The 23751-nt window shown below is 67.8% G+C and carries 20 protein-coding genes; 12 read left to right on the forward strand and 8 right to left on the reverse strand.

Annotated features, from left to right (window positions below; genetic code table 11):
- Positions 1-4 precede the first annotated feature (4 nt).
- The 5 genes from AB0H43_RS26435 to AB0H43_RS26455 all read left to right on the forward strand — a co-directional run bounded on the left by AB0H43_RS26435 (position 5) and on the right by AB0H43_RS26455 (position 8130).
- Entirely contained in the window at positions 5-1993 is a 1989-nt protein-coding gene (locus AB0H43_RS26435) for a CBM35 domain-containing protein (RefSeq protein ID WP_360003459.1), read from the forward strand.
- A 24-nt stretch (positions 1994-2017) separates the two neighbouring features.
- Complete coding sequence (locus tag AB0H43_RS26440) at positions 2018-4468, forward strand: PQQ-dependent sugar dehydrogenase (RefSeq protein ID WP_360003461.1); 2451 nt, start codon at positions 2018-2020, stop codon at positions 4466-4468.
- A 73-nt stretch (positions 4469-4541) separates the two neighbouring features.
- On the forward strand, positions 4542-5570 hold the full coding sequence (locus AB0H43_RS26445) for a substrate-binding domain-containing protein (protein ID WP_360003463.1): 1029 nt from the start codon (positions 4542-4544) through the stop codon (positions 5568-5570).
- On the forward strand, positions 5561-7102 hold the full coding sequence (locus tag AB0H43_RS26450) for a sugar ABC transporter ATP-binding protein (RefSeq protein ID WP_360003465.1): 1542 nt from the start codon (positions 5561-5563) through the stop codon (positions 7100-7102). The genes AB0H43_RS26445 and AB0H43_RS26450 overlap by 10 nt, the downstream gene beginning before the upstream one ends.
- On the forward strand, positions 7099-8130 hold the full coding sequence (locus tag AB0H43_RS26455; RefSeq protein WP_360003466.1) for an ABC transporter permease: 1032 nt from the start codon (positions 7099-7101) through the stop codon (positions 8128-8130). Before AB0H43_RS26450 ends, AB0H43_RS26455 begins: the two co-directional genes overlap by 4 nt.
- Before the next feature lie 21 nt (positions 8131-8151).
- Here the strand turns inward: AB0H43_RS26455 and AB0H43_RS26460 are convergent, their stop codons facing one another.
- Positions 8152-8463: an L-rhamnose mutarotase gene (locus AB0H43_RS26460; RefSeq protein WP_360003468.1), complete on the reverse strand. Its 312-nt coding sequence runs from the start codon at positions 8461-8463 to the stop codon at positions 8152-8154.
- A gap of 122 nt (positions 8464-8585) precedes the next feature.
- Between AB0H43_RS26460 and AB0H43_RS26465 the strand changes: the two genes are divergently transcribed.
- Positions 8586-10583, forward strand: coding sequence for a CBM35 domain-containing protein (locus AB0H43_RS26465; RefSeq protein WP_360003471.1), 1998 nt, complete (start codon positions 8586-8588; stop codon positions 10581-10583).
- A gap of 170 nt (positions 10584-10753) precedes the next feature.
- Here the strand turns inward: AB0H43_RS26465 and AB0H43_RS26470 are convergent, their stop codons facing one another.
- The gene (locus AB0H43_RS26470) at positions 10754-11197 is read right to left on the reverse strand and encodes a cytidine deaminase (RefSeq protein ID WP_360003473.1); all 444 of its coding nucleotides are present in this window, start codon (positions 11195-11197) and stop codon (positions 10754-10756) included.
- Positions 11198-11278: 81 nt separating this feature from the next.
- Complete coding sequence (locus AB0H43_RS26475) at positions 11279-12265, reverse strand: winged helix-turn-helix domain-containing protein (RefSeq protein WP_360003474.1); 987 nt, start codon at positions 12263-12265, stop codon at positions 11279-11281.
- Between the two features lie 93 nt (positions 12266-12358).
- Here AB0H43_RS26475 and AB0H43_RS26480 point away from each other — a divergent pair, with 93 nt between their 5' ends.
- Entirely contained in the window at positions 12359-12934 is a 576-nt protein-coding gene (locus AB0H43_RS26480; protein WP_360003477.1) for a dihydrofolate reductase family protein, read from the forward strand.
- Positions 12927-13415, forward strand: coding sequence for a pyridoxamine 5'-phosphate oxidase family protein (locus AB0H43_RS26485; protein WP_360003479.1), 489 nt, complete (start codon positions 12927-12929; stop codon positions 13413-13415). The genes AB0H43_RS26480 and AB0H43_RS26485 overlap by 8 nt, the downstream gene beginning before the upstream one ends.
- A 52-nt stretch (positions 13416-13467) precedes the next feature.
- Here the strand turns inward: AB0H43_RS26485 and AB0H43_RS26490 are convergent, their stop codons facing one another.
- A complete protein-coding gene (locus AB0H43_RS26490; protein ID WP_360003482.1) occupies positions 13468-14229 on the reverse strand; it encodes a helix-turn-helix transcriptional regulator in 762 nt (253 codons plus the stop codon).
- 144 nt (positions 14230-14373) lie between these two features.
- Between AB0H43_RS26490 and AB0H43_RS26495 the strand changes: the two genes are divergently transcribed.
- Both AB0H43_RS26495 and AB0H43_RS26500 read left to right on the forward strand, forming a co-directional pair.
- A complete protein-coding gene (locus AB0H43_RS26495) occupies positions 14374-16281 on the forward strand; it encodes a M4 family metallopeptidase (protein ID WP_360003484.1) in 1908 nt (635 codons plus the stop codon).
- 295 nt (positions 16282-16576) lie between these two features.
- Entirely contained in the window at positions 16577-17029 is a 453-nt protein-coding gene (locus AB0H43_RS26500; protein ID WP_360003487.1) for a MarR family transcriptional regulator, read from the forward strand.
- 151 nt (positions 17030-17180) lie between these two features.
- On the opposite strand, the gene AB0H43_RS26505 is transcribed toward AB0H43_RS26500, so the two are convergent.
- Positions 17181-17546: a DoxX family protein gene (locus AB0H43_RS26505; protein WP_360003488.1), complete on the reverse strand. Its 366-nt coding sequence runs from the start codon at positions 17544-17546 to the stop codon at positions 17181-17183.
- A gap of 68 nt (positions 17547-17614) precedes the next feature.
- Between AB0H43_RS26505 and AB0H43_RS26510 the strand changes: the two genes are divergently transcribed.
- Positions 17615-18172, forward strand: coding sequence for a MarR family transcriptional regulator (locus AB0H43_RS26510; protein WP_360003826.1), 558 nt, complete (start codon positions 17615-17617; stop codon positions 18170-18172).
- Between the two features lie 131 nt (positions 18173-18303).
- Positions 18304-19215, forward strand: coding sequence for a DUF1963 domain-containing protein (locus AB0H43_RS26515; protein ID WP_360003490.1), 912 nt, complete (start codon positions 18304-18306; stop codon positions 19213-19215).
- Positions 19216-19436: 221 nt separating this feature from the next.
- Here the strand turns inward: AB0H43_RS26515 and AB0H43_RS26520 are convergent, their stop codons facing one another.
- The 3 genes from AB0H43_RS26520 to AB0H43_RS26530 are packed head-to-tail and all read right to left on the reverse strand — an operon-like array spanning position 19437 to position 23287.
- Positions 19437-20522, reverse strand: a complete 1086-nt coding sequence (locus tag AB0H43_RS26520) for a glucose 1-dehydrogenase (RefSeq protein WP_360003492.1) — start codon at positions 20520-20522, stop codon at positions 19437-19439.
- A gap of 4 nt (positions 20523-20526) precedes the next feature.
- Positions 20527-21504 (reverse strand): C-terminal binding protein, encoded by a 978-nt coding sequence (locus AB0H43_RS26525; RefSeq protein WP_360003494.1) that lies wholly within the window; start codon positions 21502-21504, stop codon positions 20527-20529.
- Between the two features lie 13 nt (positions 21505-21517).
- Positions 21518-23287, reverse strand: coding sequence for an IlvD/Edd family dehydratase (locus tag AB0H43_RS26530; RefSeq protein ID WP_360003495.1), 1770 nt, complete (start codon positions 23285-23287; stop codon positions 21518-21520).
- Positions 23288-23751: the final 464 nt, after the last annotated feature.

Here is a 23751-nt window from a genome sequence, read left to right on the forward strand (position 1 = left end):
CGTTGTGCGTACCAAGAAGATTGCACGGGCCTTGATCGCCACGGCCGTGACCGTCGCCGCCACCGTGCTCGCCGTGATCGGCGGACCGCAACCGGCGACGGCGCTGGAGAACGGCCTGGCGCGGACGCCGCCGATGGGCTTCAACAACTGGAATTCGACCGCGTGCCGGGCCGAGTTCAACGAGAGCATGGTGCTCGGCATCATGGACATCTTCGTCAACCAGGGCTTGCGTGAGGCCGGATACACCTACGTCAACCTCGACGACTGCTGGGCGGTGCCCGCGCCGAACTCGCGTGACGCCAACGGCAATCTGATTCCCGATCCGACGCGGTTCCCGCACGGCATCAAGTACCTGGCCGACTACGCGCATGCGCGCAGCCTCAAGCTCGGGATCTACACCAGCGCCGGCACGAAGACCTGCAACACCCTCGGCTTCTCCGGCGGGCTCGGCCACGAGCAGCAGGACGCGGCCACCTTCGCGTCCTGGGGCGTGGACTACCTCAAGTACGACAACTGCAACAACCAGGGCGTGGACCCGGTGCTGCGGTACACGACCATGCGCGACGCGCTGCTGGCGACCGGGCGGCCGATCGTCTATTCGATCTGCGAATGGGGACGCAGCGATCCGAAGGTGTGGACCTGGGGCGCCGACGTCGGCAACCTGTGGCGCACCACCGGCGACATCAGCGACAACTGGACCAGCATGATCGGCAAGGCGCAGGCCAACCGGGCGCTCTCGCAATACGCCGGACCCGGCCACTGGAACGACCCGGACATGCTGGAGGTCGGCAACGGCGGCATGACCGCGACGGAGTACCGCACCCACTTCAGCCTGTGGGCGATCATGGCGGCTCCGTTGCTGATCGGCTCCGACCTGCGCAAGGCCACAGCCGAGACCTTCAGCATCCTCAAGAACGCCGACGTCATCGCCGTCGACCAGGACCCGCTCGGTCGCCAGGGCACCGTGATCAGCAACGACGGGGCCGGCCATGTCGTCTATGCGCGAACCCTGGCCAACGGCGATCGCGCGGTGGCGCTGTCGAACGAGACGACGACGACCGCGACCATCGCGACGTCGGCGGCTGCGATCGGCATCGGGGGCTCGTCCTCCTACACGCTCAAGGATCTGTGGTCGAAGGCGAGCTCGACGACCAGCGGGGCGATCAGCGCGTCGGTCGGCGCGCACGCCACGACTCTCTATCGCGTTTCGCGGGCCGGGACGACGACTCGGTTCGAGGCGGAGAACGCCGCCTACACCAGCGGTTCCACCGTCGACACGAACTGGTCGGGCTACTCCGGAGGCGGGTTCGTCAACACGCCGAACAGCGCCGGGAGCTACGTCGAGTTCACCGTGACCGCCGCGCAGGCGGGACAGGCCCGGCTCACCTTCGACTACGGCAACGGCTCGACCGCCGACCGTCCCGCAACCCTGACCGTGAACGGCAGCGGCTCGACGTCGCTCGCCTTCCCCACGACCGGCGCCTGGTCGCTGTGGAAGACGCAGGTCGCCACGGTCACCCTCGCGGCCGGGACCAACACGATCCGGCTCACCGCCACCGGCAGCGGCGGCGTCGCCAACCTCGACTACCTCGACGTCACCGTCACGCCCACGACGCCGACGCAGAACTACGAGGCCGAGGACGCGACGATCGTCCAGGGCGTCGTCGAAGCCAACCACACCGGCTACTTCGGCACCGGATTCGTCAACGGCGACAACCTCCCCGGACCTTATGTCGAGTGGACCGTCACGCCGTCCGCCGCCGGTCCGGCCACGATCACCATTCGGTACGCCAATGGCACTGCCGGTACGCGTACGGCGGATGTCCGGGTGAACGGGGTGCTCGTGCAGACCCTGTCCTTCCCCAGCACGGGCACCTGGGACACCTGGGCGACGGCGACCCTCACCGCGTCGCTCGCGGGCGGGGCGAACACGGTCCGGGTCACCGCGACCGGGACAGACGGCAATCCCAACCTCGACCGGCTCTCGATCTGAGCTCCCAAGGAATGAGGTGAAGCAATGAGAAAGGCAAGAATCATCGCAGCGCTGGCCGCAGCCGCGCTTGTGATGACAGCGCTGGCCGGGACACCGGCGTCGGCCGCTCCCACCCGCTTTGAGGCGGAGAACTCACCGGCCGTGTGTGACGGCACAATCGACTCGAACTGGACCGGATTCTCCGGGACCGGATTCTGCAACACCGCCAACGCCGTCGGCGGCTCGGTGACCTGGACCGTCACCGCGGCCAACGCGGGGACGGCGACCCTGGGCATCCGGTACGCCAACGGCACCACCGCCGACCGCCCGGCCGACGTCATCGTGAACGGCGCGACCGCGTCGGCGGGGGTGTCGTTCGCCGGCACCGGGGCGTGGACGACCTGGGTCACCAAGACCGTCACCGTCCCCGTGAACGCCGGATCCAACACGATCAAGCTCGCCGCGACCACGGCCAACGGAGACGCGAACATCGACTTCCTCGACTTCGAGGTGGCGCCGCCGCAGAACTACGCCGACTATCAGGCCGAGAACTGCTCGATCACCCAAGGCGTCGTCGAGTCGAATCACACCGGATACACCGGCACCGGCTTCGTCAACGGCGACAACGCCGTCGGCAGCGGCATCGCCTGTACGGTGACCTCAGCCGCGGCCGGGATGTACTCGGTGGAGATCCGGTTCTCCAACGGCACCACGACCGTGCGGCCCATGGACGTCTTCGCCAACAACACCCTGGTGACGAACATCGTCTTCCAGGGCACCACGAACTGGGACACCTGGGCCACCCAGACCGTGAACGTCGCCCTCAACGCCGGAAGCAACACGATCCGGCTGACCTCGACCACGGTCAACGGCGGCCCGAACCTCGACCGGCTCCGTGTCGCCGCCCCGCTGGACACCCAGGCGCCGACGACTCCAGGTCAGCCGATCTGCGACCCGATCGTGCAGGACACGATCACCCTGTCCTGGCCGGCCTCGACTGACGACGTCGCCGTGGTTGCCTACGACATCTACCACGACGGCACGCTGCTCGCCTCGCCCGCGTCGTCGCCCTACACGCTGACCGACCTGAACTTCACCTTCACCTACCGGCTGTCGATCTTCGCCCGCGATGCCGCCGGTAACGTGTCAGCAACCAGTCCGCTGGCGACCAAACCGGACGGCAGCGGCTGCGTCACCGGCGCCAGCTCCGACGTGAGCCCGCCGACGGCCCCGACGAACCTCACCTCCGGCAACGTCACGCAAACGTCGGTGAACCTCAGCTGGACGGCGTCGGCCGACAACGTCGGCGTCCGGCAGTACGTCGTGCAGAACGCGGCCAACGCCAACCTGTTCACCCTCAGCGGCAACCCGCCCGCCACCTCAGCCACCGTGACCGGATTGACCTGCGGCACCTCGTACACCCTGCATGTGGTCGCCAAGGACAAGGCGGGCAACACCTCGCCGTCGAGCAACACCGTCGGCCCGTTCTCCACGAGCGCCTGCAGCCGCGGTACGCCGCAGAGCCCCACCACGATCGCGGGCAGCTGGGACATCCCCTGGGACATCTGCTGGAACCCCCAAGGCACGTACGCCCTGGTCACCCAGCGGGACACGTTCCAGGTCTACAAGCTGACCCCGAGCGGGACCAAGACGCTGATCGGCACGGTGCCCAACAGCGTCACCACCGACGGCGAGGGCGGCCTGATGGGCTGTGCGGCGTCGCCGACCTGGAACGGGACCACCGACACCGACTGGTTCTTCATGCATACGTCCAACGACGGCGGCACCACCCAGAACCGCGTCGTGAAGATGACCTTCAACGGGTCGACCCTGACGAACCGGACCGTCGTCCTCGGCGGCATCCGGTCCAGCCGCTATCACAACGGCGGCCGGATCCGGTTCGGCCCGGACGGCTACCTCTACGTCACCACCGGCGACTCGCAGCAGCAGGATCTCGCCCAGGACGTCAACTCCCTCAACGGCAAGATCCTGCGCATCACCAAGACCGGCGCGGCCGCGCCCGGCAATCCGTTCGGGACACGGATCTACAGCTACGGCCACAGCAATCCGCAAGGCCTCGCCTGGGATTCGGCGGGCAACCTGTGGGAGGCCGAGTTCGGCAACGCCACCTGGGACGAGGTCAACCTCATCCAGTCCGGCAAGAACTACGGCTGGCCGATCTGCGAAGGCAGTTGCAGCACCTCCGGCATGACCAACCCCAAGTGGCAGAAGGGCGTCTCGTCCTGCTCCTGCAGCGGCCTGGCGATCGTGAACGACACGATCTACCTCGGCGCGCTGCGTGGCCAGCGGATGTGGCGGCTGGAGATCACCGGCACCAGCATCACCAACGAATCCAGCTACTGGGTCAGCACCTACGGCCGGATCCGTTCGATCACCAAGGTGCCGTCGGACAACGCCATCTGGTTCGGCACCTCCAACGAGGACAACAACGGCGACGGCACCCCGGACGTCATCCGGCAGTCGCTGATCAGGTAACCGATCGACCGCGGCCGTCCGTGCGCCGGCACGGGCGGCCGCCCCGACGTCCGACAAGGAAGGAGACGGCCCGATGTCCCTGAAGCCTCGTGCCGCCGTCGCCGCGGCGCTACTGCTCGTGCTCAGTGCGGTCGGCTGCGATTCCGGCAAGGAGACTCCCGCCGGAGGCGGACCGCAGAACGGTCCCATCAAGATCTACTACCTGCAGAAGCAGGCCACTCAGGACTACTTCATCGGCGAGGCGGCCGGGGCGAAGAAGAAGGCCGCCGACCTCGGGATCGAGCTGGTCCTGGTCGACCTCGGCAACGACACGAGCAAGACGCTGGATTCGGTGAACGCCGCCATAGCGCAGAAGGCGCGCGGCATCGTCATCGTCGTCCCCGATCCGTCGGTCGGCCCGGCCGTGGTCAGCGCGGCCAAGGCCGCCGGGATTCCGCTGCTGACCTCCGACGACCAGATCTGCGTCAACAAGCCGAGTCCGGCCGATTGCGCGAAGGCCGACGTGGTGCCGCGCATCGGATTCAGCGGTACGCAGATGGGCGAGGAGGTCGGCAAGAAGGCCGCCGAACTCTATCTCGCCTCGGGCTGGAAGCCGGAGGAGACCCGAATCGTCGCGGCTTGGAAGCAAGACGTGAGCGTCTGCGGTGATCGGGTCAAGGCGGCGCTACCGGCGTTCAAGGCGGCCGGGGGACCAGACATCAAGGTCGTCGAGGTCGGCACCGACAACACTCCCACCGACGCGGCGAACAAGGTGGCGGCGACGGTGACCGCCAACAAGGCGGTCAAGAACTGGATCGTCTGGGGCTGCAACGACGAGAACGTCACCGGTGGGGTGACCGCGCTGGAGAACGCCGGCTACCGGCCGGACAACATCATCGGCGTCGGCATCAACGGCGACCTGGCCTGCAAGGCGTGGAGCGCGGGCAAGGCCACCGGCACCAAGGCGACCCTGTGGCTCAACGGCGGCGAGGTCGGCGCGCTGGCCGTGCAGAGCATGTACGACAAGATCAAGAACGGCAAGGAGTTCGCCGCCGAGGCGTTCGCCAAGACCACCATGGTCACACCGGACACCTACAAATCGGCCGGCCTCGCATGCGGCTGACCGACCCCGCCCGCCCCGGCGAACCCGCCGGGCCGGGCGGCCTGCGCGTCGAGGGAATCGCCAAACGCTTCGGTCCGGTGCAGGCGCTCACCGGAGTCAGCCTCGACTTTCCGGCGGGCTGCGTCACGGCGTTGCTCGGCGAGAACGGCGCCGGCAAGTCCACCCTGGTACGCGTCATCGACGGTCAGCACGTGCCGGACGACGGCCGAATCCTGCTCGACGGTGTCCCGGTCCGGCTGCGCTCGCCGGGCGACGCCCGCCGGGCCGGCATCCGGGTGATTCCGCAGGAGCCGGACATCGTCCCGCACGTCAGCGTCGCCGAGAACGTCTACCTCGGTTCGCTTCCCCGGCATGCGGGGCGGTTGGTCGACCGTGCGCGGCTGCGGCGCCGAGTACGCGACGATCTGGCGTCGATCGGCTTCGCTCATCTGATCGACCCTTCGGCGCTGGGCCGTGATCTGACCCCGGCTCAGCGGCAGCTCGTCGAGATTTTGCGGGCATTGACCACCGACGCTCGCGTACTGGCCTTCGACGAGCCGACGTCATCGCTGTCCGAGCACGAGACCGAGGCGCTGTTCGCGCTCATCCGAAGGCTCGCTGCGGACGGACGGTCGATCATCTACGTCTCGCATCGGCTCGCGGAGATCTTCCGGATCGCCGACCGGGTGGCGGTCCTGCGCGACGGCGCGCTCGTCGGCGTACAGGGCGTCGAGCAGCTCGACGAGGCGGCAGTGGTGCGGATGATGGTCGGCCGCGACCTCGGCGCGATGTTCGCCCGCGAGCATGTCTTCACGGAGCAGACGGTCCTGGCCGCCGAACACGTCAGCACCGACGCGGTCACCGATGTCTCGCTGCGTGTACGCGCGGGGGAGGTGGTCGCGCTGGCCGGTCTCGTCGGGGCGGGCCGCTCGGAGTTGTGCCGCGCGTTGGCCGGGGATCTGCCGATCCACTCCGGGACCGTGTCGGTCGACGGACGGCCGGTGGTGCTGCGCCGCCCCGCCGACGCCGTGCGCGCCGGGATCGCGTACGCGCCGGAGGAGCGCAAGGCACAGGCCCTGCTGCTGCGCCGATCGGTACGCGACAACGTCACCCTGGCAGTGCTTCGGCGGCTGAGCCGGCTGCGGTTCGTCCGCCGATCCGCCGAACAGGCCCTCGCCGCCGGCTACGTGCACCGGCTTCGCGTGCGTACGCCGTCCCTCGATCAGGAGGTCGGCAAGCTCTCCGGCGGCAACCAGCAGAAGGTGGTGCTCGCCCGCTGGCTGGCACGCCGCCCGAGAGTGCTGCTGCTGGACGAGCCGACCCGGGGCGTCGACGTCGGCGCCAAGGCCGAGATCTACCGCCTCATCGCTGAGCTCGCCGAGGACGGGATGGCCGTGGTCGTCGTCTCCTCGGAACTGCCGGAGGTCCTGGGATTGGCCGACCGGATCGTCGTGCTCCAGCGTGGCCGGGTCACCGGCGAACTCGATCGGTCCGACGCCACGGAGGAGTCCATCCTGGCCCTTGCGATGATGTCCGAGGGAGCAGACGCATGACCCCGATCGCTGAGCCGACCCGCATCCACGCCCGGCAAGGCCGGCGTCTGCTCGGGGCGATCGGCGGACCGCAGAACCTCAGCCTGCTCGGAGCGCTGGTGGCCGTCCTGGTGGTCTTCGGCTATCTCAACCCGGCGTATCTCAGCTGGTCCAACGTCGCTGTCATCGGCGTCGCCGCAACGATCCCGGCGTTGCTCGCGGTCGCCCAGACCATGGTGATCATCTGCGGCGGCATCGACATCTCGGTCGGCTCCCAGAGCGGCCTGGCCGCCGTCGTCGCGGCGATGGTCTTCGCGGCGACCGGCGACGGCCTCGCCAACGGGTCCGCCGTCGTCGCCATCGGCGTCGCGCTCGCCGTCGGGGTGGCCTGCGGCGTCCTCAACGGCCTGATCATCATCTACGGGCGGGTCAACGCCATCATCGGCACCCTCGCCATGCTCGCCGCGTACAAAGGGTTGGCGCAGTTGCTGTCCGGCGGGCGCGCTCAGGGCTATCTCCACGGCGACGACCTGTTCATCTTCGTCGCCCGTGGCTCGATCGCCGGCCTGCCGATGATGGTCTGGATTCTCCTCGCCGTGGCTGTCGGCATCCATGTCCTGCTGAAGTACACCGACATCGGGCGCAACATCTACGCCATCGGCGGCAACGCGACGGCGGCCCGGCTCGCCGGGATCAACCTCAACAAGTACATCGTCGCCGTGTACGCCGTGATGGGTTTCGTCGCCGCCCTCGCGGGAGTGATCCTGGCCGCGCGTACCGGCTCCGGTCAGCCAACCGCAGGCAGTGAGGGCTTGGAGCTCAAAGCGATCACGGCTGCCTTCCTCGGTGGCTGTGCGATCGCCGGTGGTCGTGGCGGCGTCGGCGGCACCCTGCTGGCGGTCACGGTCCTGAGCGCCCTGGACAACGGTCTGACCGTCGTCGGCGTGAACCCGTTCTGGCAGAACGTCGCGCAGGGTGCGCTCCTGGTCATGGCGGTGGTCGTACAACAGCGCCGCACCGGCGAGCGGCCGGTCGGCCTGCCCACCTGACACCGAGTCGGTGCAGCCGCGTCAGAGTTGCCAGACGACCGGCAGCACCGCCCCGGCGGCGTCCGACGAATAGTCGTGCGCGACATCGAGCAGCTCGGCCATCCGGGCCTGCCAGGCGATGTTCACGGGGAGCCCGGCGAGCCGGTCGATCATCGCCGCATAGTCGTCGACCTCGATGACATGGAACAGGTCGGCTCCGCTGCGCCAGATCGTCCATTCGCGCGCACCGCTGTCCCGGATCGCCGAGACGAGTTCCGGCGGGACTTCTTGATGGGCGGCCTCATAGTCCGCGATCCGATCGGGACGGATGCGGGTGTGCAGGGCGACTTTCATCGAGCGCTCCCTCCAGCTGTCGGCCGGCGCTGCCCACCCTACGGCCTTGTGGCCGACGAAGGAAAGATAGATAGGCAAACTTACTAACAACTATTAAGCTGCCTGCAAACGAAGGAGGCACCATGTTCCGGCGCATCCTGCTCGCGGCGGCCTGCATCGTGGCGGCCACGACCGCGGCACTGTCCAGCTCACCTGCCCAGGCTGCAACGACGCAGCAGACGTTCATCACGTTCTACGGCTGGTACGACAACACGCCGCCCGGCGGCGACATCGCGTACCCGCAGATCCACAGCACCGCGGGCGGCAAGGGCACCTACGCCGACCCGATCACCTTCGCCAGCGCGACCGCCGAACTGCCTGCCGGCAAACGGATCTACGTGCCGCGGGTGAAGAAGTACTTCATCATGGAAGACTCGTGCCAGGAGTGCGAGGCCGACTGGAGCGGCCAGGGGCCCAACGGCGGGCCCGGACTGCGGCACGTCGACCTGTGGCTCGGGGGAGAAGGCGGCAGTGCGTTCGACGCGATCGACTGCGAAGACGCGCTGACCCACTACAACGCCGACGGGACCCCGGTCCTGGAACCGGTGATCGTCGACCCCTCCTCGTCCGAGGTCTACGACTCGACACCGCTGTTCAACACCAGCACCGGTGATTGTTACGGGGGAGCCCAACCCAACGTGACGATCGGTCAGTACAAGAACGGCTCGACCGGCACGTGCCTGGACGATCCCGGCAACAGCTCGTCGACCGGCACCGCCCTGACCGTCGCCGCGTGCAACGGCTCGGCCGAGCAGCAGTTCACCTTCCACGGCGCGTTCCTGGTGATCAACAACCTGTGCGCCAACAACTCCAGCGGCGTCATCAAACTCGCCACCTGCACCGGCGGGCCATCGCAACAATGGTCCATCAACCCGAACCTGACGATCTCCGACATCCAGACCGGCAGCAAATGCTTCCGGACGTCGGGCACATCGGTGCTCGCGGGCAGCTGCTCCGGCAGCGCCGCCCAATGGACCTTCACCCCGAAACCGACCGGCCCCGACTTCGGCCTGACGGTCAGCCCGTCCGGCGGCACCGTCGCCCCCGGCGGCACGCTCACGGCCACAGTCGCCACGACCGCGTCCGGCTCGCCACTCACGGTCGCGCTCAGCGCCACCAGCCTTCCGGCCGGGGTCACCGTCACCTTCTCGCCCACGTCGGTGACCAGCGGCGGGTCCGCGACGATGACGCTCACCGCCGACGCCGGCACAGCGGCGGGTTCAACCTCGATCGCGGTCACCGGCACGTCCGGCTCGCTGTCTCACTCCAGCTTGTACGCCTTGAGCGTCAGCGGAGCCGGCGGAACATCCCGCTACGAGGCGGAGAACGCGGCGATCAACCAGGGCAGCGTGGCCACGAACCACCTGAACTTCTCCGGGACCGGCTTCGTCGACTACACCAACGTCAGCGGCTCGTCGGTGACCTTCACGGTCACGGCCTCGGCGACGGGAAGCGCGCCGGTGACAATCCGCTACGCCAACGGCACCACCACCAACCGCCCGATGAACATCTCGGTCAACGGGACCGTGGTCGCCTCCAACGTCGCCTTCGGTGCGACGGCGAACTGGGACACCTGGGCGGACGTCACGCGTACGCTGAACCTGGTGACGGGTTCGAACACCGTCACGCTCACCGCCACCACCGCCAACGGCGGCCCCAACCTCGACTACCTCGACCTCGGGCCGGTCGTAGTACCGCCCCCGGTCACCCGATACGAGGCGGAGACGGCCACCATCTCGCAGGGCATCGTGGAGACGCTGCACCCGGGTTACTCCGGCAGCGCGTACGTCAACTGCGACAACGTCACCGGATCGTACGTCGAGTGGACGGTCACAGCCGCCACGGCCGGGCCGGTCACCCTGCGCATCCGGTACGCCAACGGCACCACCGCCAACCGCCCGTCGTCGGTCGCCGTGAACGGAAGCGTCGTCGCGACGCCGTCGTTCGCCCCGACCGCCAACTGGGACACCTGGACGACCCTCACCGTCCCGATCACCCTGGCCGCAGGCTCCACCACGATCCGGATCACCGGCACGACCGCGACCGGACCGGCCAACCTCGACTACATCGAGACGGCCTGACCCGAAGGGCTGCCGCGTGCCACGCGCCGGAGCGCGGCAGCCCTGAGCTTGAAGGATGTCGAAAGCGCTGTCAGCACGGGGTCCTATCGCGGGCGTGGCGTCGGGTGTGGATCTGAAGACGAGGTGAATCCCAGCGGGCTCAGGAGACGCTGGTCCTGGCGCCAGCGTGATCATGGCCCCGTGTGCAGGCTGGTCGGCGGCCACTCACCGTCGGCGAACTCCTTGGCCCAGTAGTACGGATGCACTTCGGCCAGGGTACGCATGGCCCATCCGGCCGGTTGGATCTTGTCGGGGACGGCGACCTGTACATCGGGACCCCACATGGCCAGCCTTTCCTGGCAGATGCCGCACGGCGCCAGAACGCCGAGCCGGCCCTCGGCGTTGCGATAAACGTAGGCGGAGGCGGTGACCCGCCTGCCGAGCGTGTACGCCTGGATGATCGAGCCCGTCTCACCGCACAGCGTCACGCCGCCGTTGATGTTGTCAAGGCCGACGCTGGTGACGATCTGCCCGTCGTCGAGGTACATGGCTGCCGCGCCACCCGGTTCATCCGCAGGCCAACGCTGCTCCAATTGCGCTATCGCGGCGTCCACGAGTTTCTGATCAAGAAGCATGGGGCCAGCCTGACAGTCGGCCGGGTTCCAGGGCAACACGATTCGACGCCGCCCAGCCCGCTCCGGCGACCGCCGCGCGGGTCACGATCGGGAGATCAAGGCATCGCCGGCGTCCGTACGCGAGTAGAGCACTTCACGTCCGCTGCGCCGGCGGGCGATCAGCCCGGTGCGGCGAAGCGTGGTGAGGTGTGTGTTCACGCCGCCGGGGCTCCAGCCGGTTGTTTCGGCGATGGTGCGGGTGGAGGCGGGCTGTTCCAGTGCGCGGAGGATCGCAGCCCGTCGCCGGCCGATCAGGTCTTCGAGCGGGTCGCGTTTGGAGGTGTCCGGCTGCCACACGTCGCCGACGCCGGGTGGTTGATAGGTCAGGGCGGGATCCCATGGCGCGTCGATGCGTGGCCAGACGCCGGAGGCGAGCACCGACGGGATCAGAAGCAGGCCGCGACCGGCCAAATCTATGTCGCGTGACTGCCCTGTGGCCGGTGACACGGTCAGTACCTCGCCGTTCCAGGACACCATCCGGTTCAGATCGTGAAAGGCGGTGGCTCCGCCGGCCGTGACCAGGTGGCGAGCCCGGGCGGCGATCTCGGATTCGAGGAAGGCGGTCATCCGCGGCCACCATGGTGCCAGTGCGGCGTCCCAGAAGGCCCGCATCTGTGTGACCAGTTCGCCCAGAGCACGCCCGGGATCATCGACGAACACCGACATGGTTGCGGGCACACCCTGCGGATAGGCGCGCCGGACGTCGTCGGCGACGATCGCGGGCGGCGTGCCCCCGACTCGGGCCAGCTCGTCGGCGAGCAGCGGATGCGGGCTGAGCGGAGCGGGTGCGTTGAAGTTGGGCCATGCCCGGCGTCCCAGCGGGTTGACGGCATACAGCAGGTCAAGTTGCACGCCGGCCAGCCGGGGCAGGGTGGACTCGACGAATCGGCGGTGTTCGGGGAACCGGCCGGGCAGCCGCAGGACGTAGGTGGCGGCGGCCATCTCGATCAGCGGCGCGATCGCGAACCGGGTCCGTAGCAGATCGTCGCGCCCGAACCGGAATCTGATCTGCGCCTGCGCCTCGGGCATGAGATTCAGAATAGTCGGAATCTGTTGGAGCTCGAGGGCGTCAGGCACCAAGCTCGCATGTAGGACCGCTGAAGAGAAGTGCGAGGAATTGTTATGGGCAAGGTTGTGATGCACAACGTCGTGTCGGTCGACGGGTTCATCGCCGACGACAATGACGACGTGGGGCGGCTGTTCGATTGGTACTTCGCCGGCGACGTCCCGGTCGGCGGGTTCACTGTCACCCGGCAGTCGGCCGACTATCTCGAGTCGACCTGGGCACGAACCGGTTGCCTGGTGATCGGCCGGCGTCTGTTCGACTTGATGAACGGCTGGGACGGCACCCCGCCGGCGGGCATCGCGCACGTCGTGGTCGTCTCCCACCGGCCACGGCCCGACGGTTGGCACCCCGACGCGCCGTACCACTTCACCGGTGACCTCCAAACCGCGGCCCAGCAGGCCCAGATGCTGGCCCAAGACCGGGACGTCGGCGTCGCCGCAGGCGAGGTGGGCGGGCAGTTCCTCGCCGCCGGTCTGGTCGACGAGATCGCCATGGACATCGCCCCCGTCGTTCTCGGATCCGGGAAGCGATTCTTCGGCGCGACCCACACCCAGCACCTCCTGCAAGACCCGGACGTGGTCATCCGTGGCCATCGTGTGCTCCACCTGCGATACGCGGTGCGCCATGGATGACGCACTCATGGCCCACGCGCGAGACCTCGCCGACAGCAACCGCTACCTCACCCTGGCAACAATCGACGAGGACGGCCGCCCCTGGGCCTCACCGGTCTACTTCGCCGCCGACGCCGACCTGCGAGAGTTCTACTGGGTTTCCTCGCCCACGGCCCAGCACTCCCTCAACCTCGCGAAGCGACCCGACGTCAGCCTCGTGGTGTTCGACTCCACGGTGCCGCCCTACCACGGCCGGTGCCTCTACGCAGCCGGCACCGCTCAAGCGCTCGACGACACCCAGATACACCGTGGCCTGACGATCTATCCCGGGCCAGCGTCACGGGGCGGCTCCGCGGTCTCGGCAGCCGACGTCACCGGAACCGCACCCTGGCGCATCTATCGGGCCGAAGCCTCCGCGCTGTGGGTGCTCTGCCCGCGACCACCACGACAGGCATGCGAACGACACGGGCGCACAGACGATCACCGGCAACGCATCCGCTGAACAGCACCACCAGACATCACGGAAGGTCGAACCATGTCCGGCTGCCGGGCGGTCATTCCACCGGAAGTGCGTCCTCGTGGAAATCTCGCACCGCGGCTACGGCGGCCGCCCGGTTCGTGACCTGCAGGCGTTCGAAGACGTGCTGAAGATGCTTGCGTACGGTCGATTCCGCGATGCCGAGTCGCCGGCCGATTTGGCGGTCGGTGTGCCCGGCGGCCACCAGGCGCAGCAGTTCTCGCTGGCGCTGGGTCAGGTCGGCGGCGCCGGATCGGGCCGCCCGCCGCTGCCGGTACATCTGGTACAGATGCGGCCGCAGCAGCCACAGGATCGTTCGATCGCGATCGGTGAAGTCGCGGCCGGTGTCGCGGAAGGCCGCCAGCCGCAGCGTACGCCCGGGCGCGCCGGCCAGGCAGACGGTCATGTGATGGGCGACGCCGGCCGGAGCGAAGTACTCCGACCACATGCCGGTGTCGCGGTACTGCCGGGCCGAGTAGAAATCCGAGATCTTGATGACGCTGTCCAGGTCGCCGCTGCGATCGGGATATGCGCAGGGTGCGCAGTCCCAGTAGTGCCGGAAGAACACGGCGAGCAGGTCCGGGTCGGCGTCGCCGGTCTCGGCAGGCAGATCCTGCCAAGGCCGGGCGGAGCGCTGGGTGCTGTCGATGACACCGACCGACACGGTGTCGCAGCCGAGCAGCGACCGCAGGCCGTCGAGGGTCGCAGGGGGCAGCAGCAATTCCGGCTCGCAGCTGTGCTGCGCGCCCTCGACAATGAGGCGTCGCATCGCGCGCAGGTCCCGATCGCCGGCCTTCACGAGCCGACCGTAGGAGCGCGGGTCGACCGCTGGCAATCACAAATGCGTCAGCCGCGCCATGGTCGGAAATGAGAATGGGCCGCGCCCTGCGGCTGCAACACACTCGACTCCATGGATCGGCATCTGCACAGAACAGTCGCGTCGATGAGCGTCGGCATACTCACCGTTGCGCTGGCGGCGATCGCCGTCATTCCCGCCGCGGCCGCTCCGGCTGCCGTGGTGGTGACCGAGATGACCGCCATCGCTCGCGCCGATGCGGTGCTGGATACGCAGCGCGAGACGCTGGCGGCCACCCAGGACGACGATTTCCGGGTCGTCCGCACCATCGTGGATCCGGACGGCTCATCGCACGTACGGTATTCACGTACCTATCAAGGTCTGCCGGTCTACGGCGGCGACATCGTCGTGCACAACCGGCCGGACGGGACCTACGACGGCAGCTCAGTCGGCCTCGCCGCGCCGCTGCGGTTGGACATCCGGCCGAGCATCGCCGACAAGGACGCCATCGAGATCGCCCGGCGCGCCTTCGCCGGCAAGGTGGACAAGGTGGCCGACCCCGTACTGGTGATCGACGCGGCCGACGGCGTTGGCCGGCTCGCCTATGAGACAGTGGTCTCCGGCACGACCCTCGACGAGCAGACGCCCTCGGTGCTGCACGTGCTCGTCGACGCGCTGACGGGCGAAGTGACCCGGTCCGTGGACGAGATCGAGCAGATCATCTTCAGCCCCGAGATCGGCACCGGCAACACCTACTACTCCGGCAAGGTCCAGCTTCGTACCACCTACACAGATCTGTATCCCGGCCCGCGGTACCGGCTGATCGACCAGCCGGCCGACGCTTCTCGAACCTGCGACATGGGAAACGGCACCACCACGTGCACCCCCGTCGTCGACTCGGACAACATCTGGGGCGACAGCACCCTCGCCGACCGCCAGACGGTCGCCGCCGACGCTCACTACGGCATGGGGGTCGCGTACGACTACTTCAGGAACATGCACGGACAATATGGAATCTCGGGCGACGGCCGAGGCGTGGCCGCTCGAGTCCATTTCGGCGACCAGCACTCCAACGCCAGCTGGTGGGGCGGGGCCAGAACCATGACCTTCGGCGACGGCGACGACAACCAGCATCCGTTCGTGACCCTCGACGTCGTCGGCCACGAGTGGACCCATGGCGTCACCGAATCCCTGGCCGGGCTGATCTACGGCGGTGAGTCAGGCGCTCTGAACGAGGCGACCAGCGACATCTTCGGCGCGGCGATGGAGTTCTACGCGGCGAACCCGGCCGACCCGGGGGAGTACGAGATCGGCGAGAAGATCGACGACACCCCGCCGGCGGGTGGCGCCATCCGCTACCTGTACAACCCTGGTGCCGACGGCCTTTCCTACTCCTGCTACTGGGGGAAGTTCCCCGACACGTTCCCCGTCCACTTCTCCTCCGGGGTAGCCAACCACTTCTTCTTCAACCTCGCCGAGGGCAACGGGGAAACCACCTGGGGCTACTCGCCACTGTGCCAGACCGGCCTGTCCGTGACGGGCATCGGCCGGGAAGCCGCCGAGAAGATCTGGTTCCGGGCGCTCAACGTGTACTTCGTCTCCAACACCGGCTACAGCGACCAGGCCAACCCGGCCAACACCGCGCGGGCGTACACGATCAAGGCGGCGTCCGACCTGTACGGCCGATGCTCCGCGCAGGCGAAGGCGGTCAACGCCGCCTGGCTGTCGGTCAACGTGCCCGGCCCGTTCATCTGCTCCAAGCTGGAAGTCGACATCGACCACCTCGTCGTCTTCACCGCGGACACAGGCGTCGTAACGATCATCACCCACCCCGGCACGGAGCCGGCGACGCTAGAGTTCTCGGCGTCGGGCCTGCCGGAGGGCGTAGGTGTCACGTTCCGGCCCGAGCGGGTCCAGGCCGGCGACAAGGCGTCGATGTCCGTCGCCGTGGCGGACTACGCTCGACCCGGGACCTATCCCATCACCATCACAGCCCGGAGCAAAGAGGACTCGGACTCCGTGACGCTGGAGCTGACCGTCCTCGCTCGAAAATAAGCCCATCCTCGCCATGCCGCCGCCGGACGTAGGACCGGCGGCGGCACAGCGCTCACACGGATGGGCTCTGGGCAGTCATCGCGGTGCTCACGCTCATCGTCGCGCTGTTCCTCGGCCACGAGCCGAGGTCCGCAGTCCGCAAACCCGACGCGAGTCGCGTACGGGCGTGAACTTGGCTGGGCCTCCGCAGCGCCGACCTGCGGGGACTGCCCTGGTGGCGCAGCGTGAGGTCGGCGCGGATGCGCCATGATGTGGGATGGCGCAAACGGCGGGTTCGGCTGATCGAGCGGAGCTGGTGGACGCATTGCTGACGGCGAGCCGGGCGATGGTCGCGCTGGCCGGCCGATCATTGTCGGGGGCCGGTACTGAGGTGACGCTTCCGCAGTTTCGGGCGCTTGTCGTGCTCGCGACCAGGGGGCCGCAACGGGTGGTGGACATTGCGGCTGAGCTGGGGGTCAACCCGTCGACGGGCACCCGTATGTGTGAGCGGCTGGTGGGCAAAGGGTTGATCGAGCGGCAGCGCGATGACGCCGACCGTCGGCAGGTGCAGGTCAGTCTCACTGCGGCGGGGCGGCAGGTCGTTGCTGAGGTGACGGCACAACGGCGGACGGAGTTGCAGCGGGTGGTCGATGCGCTGCCCGACGCGTCATTTGGTCAGGTCGCGTCGGTGTTGCGGCAGGTCACCGACCTCATCGGGGAACCCGATGAGCACCAGTGGTGGCTGGGCTGGCATGACGGCGAGCACTGAACGGCTGGTCGACGTCGGACTCTGTCAGGGGTGACCGCCGGGTGGCCGCGCTCGGTGTGAGCGGCCGTCGAACAACCCGAAGACTAGACCACCACGAGGCGTATGACCGGCGGCTGTCGTCGCTCGGTCTCGCGGCGTTCAGCGGCCCGGACTACATGGGCCCGTGGTAGGCGAGAGCCACGACCAGCGTGGCGACCGCAAGAGCGAAGAACGCCGCCCAATTGCCCCAGTGGCTCGGCCGGGTATCACGGACCCGCACATGCGCCGCCGCAGCACCCACGAAGTACAGGACCAGGCCGCAGGCTGCCGCCGTGCCGATCCCCGGTACAACGAACCCGGCGAGCAGTCCGAGGGAACCGGCGGCCAGCAGTGTCCCGAGCGGGACCATCCAGGACGCCGGCACGTGCACCGCTTCGGCAGTGCGAATAACGATGTCGCTGCCAGTGATGCTCAAAATGGCGGCGTAGGCGAAGACGATCGCGGCCACAACGGTGACCGCGACATACATAGCCAGCATGAGATGCACTCCTCTCGGCCAGTGAGTTCGCTTCGCATCTCCAGTTTAGCTTGGCATCAAGTAACTTGATGCCCGGCTACTTTGCCGTCGGCGGTCACGCTAGGCTTGACCAGGTGGACCGTGATTCCGTCGATCACATCGTGAGCGCTTGGCACGACCGTGACCCGGGCCTTGACTCCAGCACTCTGCAGGTCATCGGCCGGCTCCTGCTGTGCGCCGGATACTTCGAACGGGCGGCGATCGCCGCGCTCGAGCCCTACGGGCTCAGCATCGCCGACTTCGACGTGCTCAACACGCTGCACCGGGTCGGCGACCACGGCGGCAGCAAGCCGACCGACCTGGCTCGTGCGTCACTGATCACCACTGGGGCGATGACCTCTCGATTGGACAGGCTCGAACGGGCCGGGCTCATCCGCCGCCAGCCTGATCCTGCCGACCGCCGCGGAATACTCGTCAAGCTCACCGCGAAGGGCGCCAAGGTCGCCCACCGCGCGCTCCGCGCATTGATCGACGTTAACGAGTCGTATCTGGATCCGCTGTCGGCCCAGCAGCGTGACACGCTGGCGTCCACACTGAAGACGCTGCTGCTACAACAAGAGAACGCTCACCGCGACCAACCTTCCTGACGGCCGCAACGCCGCCGGAATGGGATGGTCGACCATGTGTCGGCTGCATGCCCGGCGTACCAGCGATCCGCGGGGTGCGGGCCGCGGGGCACCCGGTCGCCGCGATCTGCCTCGTGGCACCATGGTGCGTTATGGATCATCAGGGGCAGTTTCGTCGTGCGGCGCTCGCGTTGGGCATTCCGGACGAGGAGGTCAGCCGGTTTATCCAGCACCTCCGTGTGTCGATCCAGTTGAGCGGGGGATCCGACGGTGTTCCGGTCGGGCAGTTCGGTGGGTTGCCCCGGCTGCCGGTGGGCATGGACTGGCCGTCTGATGGGGTCGGTTTGTTGCCGTTCATCTTCTCGGTCGATTGTGCGGCGCTGCCTAGCGTCGACGGCTTCGGCCTGCCGGCAGACGGCTCGCTGCTGTTCTTTATGAACCATGAGCAGGCCGCCGCCACGGGGGAGCGCAGGTACGGCCGAGTCGTGTACGTGCCGGCCGGTGCCGATACCGAGGTGGCGCAAGGCGCCATCGACGACGAGTTGGTCGGCGAGCAGTATGAGGTCGGTGCCACGCTGCGCGCGGAGTTCCCGGATTGGTTCGGGGCGGGCGGCGAGGACGAGGACGACGAGGACGAGGACGAGGACGAGGACGACGAGGACGACCTGTCGCCCTTCCAGCAGGAGTTGGCCCGCGACCTCGAGCGTGACCTGCCGCACCTGGCTGAGCTCTGCGCTCTGGCCCGCGAACTCTGGCCGGCGTCCGACGGGTACGTCAGCGCCTACATCGGCGGGTATGCCGACGAGGATGTGATCGGGAGTATCGCCGAGCAGACCCTCGCGGGACGCGAGAAGAACGGCGAGATCGTCATCCCGGTCGCGACATGGTATTCCCATGTGGAGAAGGAGACGCATCGGCTGACGAGTGAATGGGTGTCGCTCGCCCGCTTCCCCGTAGACAACGAGTACTACTACCGCAGTGACGGCAGTTTCGTGATCCGTCACGCCGACCTGGTCGCTGGCCGGCTGGACGAGGCGCTTTCCGTGGCTGAGCTGATCCCATAGAACAGCGGCGGCACCGGATGCGGCCACGATGTTGCGTTGCCGGCGATGCCGACGTCAGATGCCGGGGCATTCGCCAAATCAACCCGGTGAGCGGACGTACCCGTCCCCACGGAACGGGTACCGCGGTTCGCCGCACGATGCCGAGATCCGGGGACCCCGAAGTGCAATACAGCAGGCTGTCAGCTTGTTCCGTGTCATGTGGTGGCGCGATGCCGTTCTGTTCAGCCGTTGATGCGCAGGACGTCCTTGACTCCATGTGGTTGCTTGAGGACCTCCGGGCCGGCGTCGAGCGGCACCCGGTTGGTGATGATCGACCGGACGCTGTGCGGGATTAGGTACATGGCTTGTTCGAGCTTCTGCACGGCCAGTTCGAACGCTGACCGGCCGGCGTTGACCGTGCCCACGATGGCCTGGTTGTTGAGGACGATGTCTTTCATGATCCGGTCGATGGGCAGCGTGGCGGGTTCGTTCAGCGCGGGAATGCCGGTCAGGATGAGCAGGCCGTTCGGGGCGAGCGCTTGGGTGGCGGTGAAGGCCACAGTGGGAACGCCGACGGCTTCGTAGATGACGTCGATGGCTCCGATGACGCTGTTGATCTTTTCGATCGGGGTCTGCTCCGTGGACACGTATACGGCGCCCAGTTCGCGGACTTTGTCGGCGCGAGGGCTGTCGGCGGGTTCGCGCGAGTAGACGACCGTGTCGAAGCGGGTCACGGTCATCGCGATGGCGCCGAGCATGCCGATCGGGCCTGCGCCCAGCACGAGGGTTCGGGCCTTGTCTGGTTGCCAGGGCAGCCGTTGCTGGATGGCCTGCGCCTGTTCGGCGGCCTTGGCGGCGATGGACAGAGGCTCGATGAGGGTGGCGACGTCGGTCAGTTGCGGTGGTACGGCGACGAGGTTCTGCTCGTCTTCGACGACGAGTTCGGTGAGGTAGCCGTGGGCGTGTTTGATGCCGCGCTCGGTGAACGCGCCGGTGGTGCAGAAGTCCTGCCGGCCGATCCGGCAGGTGCGGCAGCCGGAATCGGGGCATGGCCGGCGCACGGTGGGGACGACGAGGTCGCCGACACGCAGCTCGGTGACGTCTGGGCCGGTTTCGAGGACTTCGGCGACGGCCTCGTGGCCAAGGATCAGGTAGTCCGATCCGGTGGGCGGATCACCGTACTCGAAGGCGGCGATCTCACGGTCGGTGCCGCAGATGCCGACCTCCAGGACGCGTAGCAGCGCTTGACGCCCGGTCGGCGCGGGCGGCTCGGCGACGTCGATGACCCGGACGTCCTGCTGTTCGCGGAATACCGCCAGTGCACGCATACTCTCACGTCCTTCCATGGTCGATGTGGTTCACCGGGGAACGCGGCGGCAGGCCGCTGAGTACCCGGACGGCTTCGGTGGCCGCGATGGTGCGAATGGCCTGAATGGATTCCTCGGAGTAGTAGGCCGCGTGCGGGGTGACGATCACGTGGGGGTTTCGCAGGAGCGGGTTGTCCGGTGTCCAGCCGCGGTGCTTGGCGGGTTCCTCTTCCAGGTCGTCGAGGGCGGCGCCGGCGATGACGCGTCGTTGCAGCGCCCGGTCGAGGGCGGAGTCCTCGACGATCGGCCCGCGTGCGGTGTTGACGAGGATGGCGGTGGGTTTCATCCGGGCCAGGGTGGTGTCGTTGAACAGATGGCGGGTCTGCGAGGTGAGTGGTGCCTGGATCGTGAGGTAGTCCGACTGGCTGATCAGCTCGTCCAGTTCCACCGGCCGGACCCGGTCGGCGCGCATCTGATGGGCGTCGACGAACGGGTCGCAGGCCCAGACGTCGACGCCGAACGGTTGGGCGCGGGCGGCGATGAGTCGGGCGATGGCGCCGTAGCCGAGCAGGCCGAAGACTCGACCGCGTAGCCGCCAGATCGGTTGGCCCGTCTGCCATCGCCATTCGCCGTGGCGGGTGGCCGCGTCGTACTGGACGATCTTTCGGGCGGCGGTGAGCCATAGTGCGATGGCGTGGTCGGCGACCTCGTCGGCACACCAGTCGTTGGGCGCGTTGGTGACCTGTATGCCGAGGCGGGTGGCTTGGTCGACGTCGACGATGTCGACTCCGGTGCCATAGCGGGAGATGACCCGGAGCCGTGGCAGGTTGTCCATCGCGGTGGCGCCTATGTGGGCGTACTGCGTGAGGATGCCGTCGGCGTCTTGGCCGGCTGCGATGACGTCCTGTTCGGACTTGCACTGGTGGGCGGTGAGCCGGAATCCGGCGTCCTCGACGATGGCGCGCTCGATCTTGACATCGCCGAAGTCCGAGTCTGCGATCATGATCGTACCGGGTTTAGTGGGAGTCACGAGGGAGTCCCTTCGTGGCGATGATGTCCTGGTAGGCGACGGCGAACTCCAGGCAGCTGCCGGTGTCCATCTGCCCGGTGTGGGCGCGGAACAGCTCCTGCCAGGGCGTCTGGTGGGCCAACGTCAACGGCGCGTGATCGCGCCACCGTTCGGCGATCTCCTCGTCGCTGAGGTCGACATCGAGCCGATGGTTGGGGACGTCCAGCGTGATGCGGTCACCGGTACGCAGGATGGCGAGGTTGCCGCCGACGGCGGCCTCCGGGCTCACGTTGAGGATCGACGGAGCGTCAGCCGTTCCGCTCTGCCTCCCGTCGCCCAGGGTCGGAATCGCCTCTATTCCTTGCGTGATCAGCGCCGCCGGCGGTTGCATGTTCACGACTTCGGCCGACCCGGGGTAGGCGATGTTGCCGGCGTATCGAACGACCAGGATGCAGTCCTCGTCGATCTGCAACTCGGGGTCGTCGATGCGGCGGTGGTAGTCCTCGGGGCCGTCGAAGACCACGGCGCGCCATGTCACCGTCGGGCTGGTGAGGTAGCGGGCGCGAAGGTCCTCGGTGATCACCGACATCTTCATCATCCCGGACGTGAACAGGTTGCCGTGCAGGACGAGCACCCCGCCACGCGGGCCGAAGGGACGGTCGTAGCTCGCGATGACGTCCGGGTTCGTGCTCGCCGTGCCGGCGACGTTCTCGGCGACGGTGCGTCCGTTGACGGTCATGGCGTCGCCGTGCAGCCGACTGGCCGCCAGCAAGGCGTGCATGGTCGCCGGTACGCCTCCGGCGTGGTAGAAGTCCTCGCCGAGATACTGCCCGGCCGGGGCACAGTTGACCAGGATGGGTATGTCGCCGCCGCCGCGTTCCCAATCGCCGTTGGTCAACTCGATGCCGCAGTGACGGGCGATGGCGTTCACATGGATGGGGCAGTTGGTCGATCCGGCGATCGCGGACGTGACCATGATCGCGTTATGGAAAGCATCCCGGGTCATGATCGTGCGCGGGGTCAGGTTCTCTCGTACCAGCCCGACCGCTCGATGACCGGTGTCATAGGCCATCTGGGCCCGTTCCCGGTACGGGGCCGGGATCGCCGCACAGCCCGGCAGGCTCATTCCCAGCGCCTCGGCGATGCTGTTCATCGACAGCGCTGTGCCCATGGTGTTGCAGTGCCCGACGCTGGGCGCCGAACGAGACACGCGGTCCATGTACTCGGCATAGCCGATGCGACCGGCCGCCAGCAGTCGCCACGACTCCCAGATCACCAGCCCCGACCCGACCCGGCGGCCGTCCATGTACCCGTTCAGCATGGGTCCGCCGGACAGCACGATCGCCGGCAGGTTCACCGTGGCCACGGCCATCAGGCAGGCGGGCGTGGTCTTGTCGCAGCCGGTCGTCAGCACCACCCCGTCCAGCGGATAGCCGTAGAGAATCTCCACCAGGCCCAGGTAGGCCAGGTTGCGGTCCAACGCCGCCGTGGGTCGCTTGCCTGTCTCCTGCAGGGGATGGACCGGGAACTCCAACGGGATCCCACCCGCGTCTCGCACGCCGGCCCGCACCCGGTCGGCCAGCTGCAGGTGATGCCGGTTGCAGGGAACAAGATCGCTGCCGGTCTGGGCGATTCCGATGATCGGACGTCCCGACTGCAGCTCTTCCCGGGTGAGCCCGAAGTTGAGATAACGCTCGAGATACAACGCCGTCATTTCAGGGTTGGCAGGGTTGTCCCACCACTGCTGGCTGCGCAGCCGTTGCCTCGCATCGCTCACGGCTCGGTTCCCTTCGCCGTTGTCTCGCCCGCTTCGCTTCGCTCGCCGCGCCGCGCCGGCTACGTTTGCCGTCCCGCTGCCGGGTAGATCCGCCGTCTGGCCCGACGCTGAAGCACAGCGCATCGAAGGGTGAGGTGGCGTCGAACCGCGTGACGCGTGACCCGGTTCCGCTGGCGGTGATCGGTATGTCGGCCCACTCGGTGGGCTCGATGGGCGCAGCCATCGCACCCCAGGGCCCATGACCCCGCTGCCTCCAGAGAAACACAACGACGGCACCCACGAAGGCAGATCGCAAATCACGGCATCTCGGCCTGCAGCGCCGTCAAGGGCCAGCTCTCATCCCCACGACGCTGCCGGGAGCAGATCTACCGTCTGCATCGCGGATCGCGTTTCAGGTGGTTAGAGACGATATGGGCGGTGATCGCGACGGCGCAGCGTGAACCGTGCCCGGTGGTGCCCTAGGA

Source organism: Hamadaea sp. NPDC050747 (assembly GCF_040654195.1).
Lineage (GTDB): Bacteria > Actinomycetota > Actinomycetes > Mycobacteriales > Micromonosporaceae > Hamadaea.

Coding starts and splice junctions, on each gene's coding strand:
- AB0H43_RS26440 (WP_360003461.1), top strand. CDS start 2,018: ATGAGAAAGGCAAGAATCATCGCAGCGCTGGCCGCAGCCGCGCTTGTG.
- AB0H43_RS26445 (WP_360003463.1), top strand. CDS start 4,542: ATGTCCCTGAAGCCTCGTGCCGCCGTCGCCGCGGCGCTACTGCTCGTG.
- AB0H43_RS26450 (WP_360003465.1), top strand. CDS start 5,561: ATGCGGCTGACCGACCCCGCCCGCCCCGGCGAACCCGCCGGGCCGGGC.
- AB0H43_RS26455 (WP_360003466.1), top strand. CDS start 7,099: ATGACCCCGATCGCTGAGCCGACCCGCATCCACGCCCGGCAAGGCCGG.
- AB0H43_RS26460 (WP_360003468.1), bottom strand. CDS start 8,463: ATGAAAGTCGCCCTGCACACCCGCATCCGTCCCGATCGGATCGCGGAC.
- AB0H43_RS26465 (WP_360003471.1), top strand. CDS start 8,586: ATGTTCCGGCGCATCCTGCTCGCGGCGGCCTGCATCGTGGCGGCCACG.
- AB0H43_RS26470 (WP_360003473.1), bottom strand. CDS start 11,197: ATGCTTCTTGATCAGAAACTCGTGGACGCCGCGATAGCGCAATTGGAG.
- AB0H43_RS26475 (WP_360003474.1), bottom strand. CDS start 12,265: ATGCCCGAGGCGCAGGCGCAGATCAGATTCCGGTTCGGGCGCGACGAT.
- AB0H43_RS26480 (WP_360003477.1), top strand. CDS start 12,359: ATGGGCAAGGTTGTGATGCACAACGTCGTGTCGGTCGACGGGTTCATC.
- AB0H43_RS26485 (WP_360003479.1), top strand. CDS start 12,927: ATGGATGACGCACTCATGGCCCACGCGCGAGACCTCGCCGACAGCAAC.
- AB0H43_RS26495 (WP_360003484.1), top strand. CDS start 14,374: ATGAGCGTCGGCATACTCACCGTTGCGCTGGCGGCGATCGCCGTCATT.
- AB0H43_RS26505 (WP_360003488.1), bottom strand. CDS start 17,546: ATGCTGGCTATGTATGTCGCGGTCACCGTTGTGGCCGCGATCGTCTTC.
- AB0H43_RS26510 (WP_360003826.1), top strand. CDS start 17,615: ATGCCCGGCTACTTTGCCGTCGGCGGTCACGCTAGGCTTGACCAGGTG.
- AB0H43_RS26515 (WP_360003490.1), top strand. CDS start 18,304: ATGGATCATCAGGGGCAGTTTCGTCGTGCGGCGCTCGCGTTGGGCATT.
- AB0H43_RS26520 (WP_360003492.1), bottom strand. CDS start 20,522: ATGCGTGCACTGGCGGTATTCCGCGAACAGCAGGACGTCCGGGTCATC.
- AB0H43_RS26525 (WP_360003494.1), bottom strand. CDS start 21,504: ATGATCGCAGACTCGGACTTCGGCGATGTCAAGATCGAGCGCGCCATC.